This is a genomic window from Streptomyces sp. 8P21H-1 (genome assembly GCF_013302945.1).
Genome location: NZ_JABTYA010000080.1, coordinates 1 through 1,195 on the forward strand (window position 1 = coordinate 1; position 1,195 = coordinate 1,195).

At 75.6% G+C, this 1,195-nt stretch carries 1 protein-coding gene; it reads left to right on the top strand.

Features of this window, described 5'->3' with window-relative positions; genetic code table 11:
* Positions 1–1,084: O-antigen ligase (locus tag HO151_RS01625; protein ID WP_173894351.1), on the top strand; the 1,084-nt coding region annotated here is incomplete at its 5' end.
* Positions 1,085–1,195 lie beyond the last annotated feature (111 nt).

The window sequence follows — 1,195 nt, forward strand, 5'->3', positions numbered from 1 at the left end:
CGGGCTGCCCGTCGCCGGCCTCGCCCTCGCGACGGCCGGCGCGGCCTCGGCCGGGGCGGGGGCCGCGGGGCTGGTGCGCTATCTGCAGATCTTCGTACTGGTGCCCGCGGCGGTGATGCTGCTGGTCCGCGACCGCCGTGACGCGCGCCTCGTCGCCTGGTCCCTCGTCGGGCTCGCGGGGTGGCAGGGGGCCCTCGGCGTCCACCAGTACGTGACCGGGACCGGGGCCTCGTACCGGGGCGAGATGATCCGGGCGGTGGGCACGTTCGGGTCGACGGACATCATGGGCATGGCGGCCGTGGTGTCGTTCGGGCTGGTGTGCGCGCTCGGTATCGCGCTCGGTTCCGGGTCCGCGCGGCAGCGGGCCGTGGCGGCGGTGTGCGCGCTGGCGCTGCTGCTGCCGCTCGCGCTGTCGTTCAGCCGGGGGGCGTGGATCGCCACGGCCGTGACGTGCGGGGTACAGGTCGTACTCGCCGGACTGCGGCGGGCCGTAAGGGTGTTCGCGGCGGTGGCGGCGGCCGCGGTGGTCCTGGTGGGCGGGTTCGGCGTGGGCACCGCCATGCTCCAGGAGCGCATCGGCAGCATCACTCAGGTGGCGGATGCGCCGGACCAGTCGGTGACCGACCGGTACACGATGTGGACGGCGGCCGTCGACATGTGGCGCGACCGGCCGCTGACAGGCGTGGGGCTCAAGGGCTTCCCCGACCACCGCGACGGGCACGCCTCGCTGGCGCTGTCCTCGGGCAGCGACACCGACGGGGCGGGCGCCGGGTTCCGGCGCCAGCCTCTCCTGTCACCGCACAACATGTACTTGCTGGTGCTGAGCGAGCAAGGGCTCCTCGGGCTGCTCGCACTGGCGGGCAGCTGGCTCGCGCTGCTGGTCGGCGGTCTGCGGCGGCTCCTGAGCGCACGGTGCTCACCGGAGGGCGCCGACTGCGCGCTGATCGCCTGCGGGCTGCTGCTCTGGCAACTGGTCGACTTCGTGTACGCCGACATCGGCGGCCCCTCGACCGTGCTGACCGCACTGGTCCTCGGCCTCGCCGCCTGGTGGGCGCTGGCCGCCGAGGGGGCCGGGGAACGATGACGGTGACGCCGTCCCGGGCGGAGGGCGAGGGGACGACGGAAGCGGTGGCGGGGGGCGGGGAGCCGGGCACGGCCACCGGTGCCCCGCCCGCCGTCGGCGCGCCACGTGCGG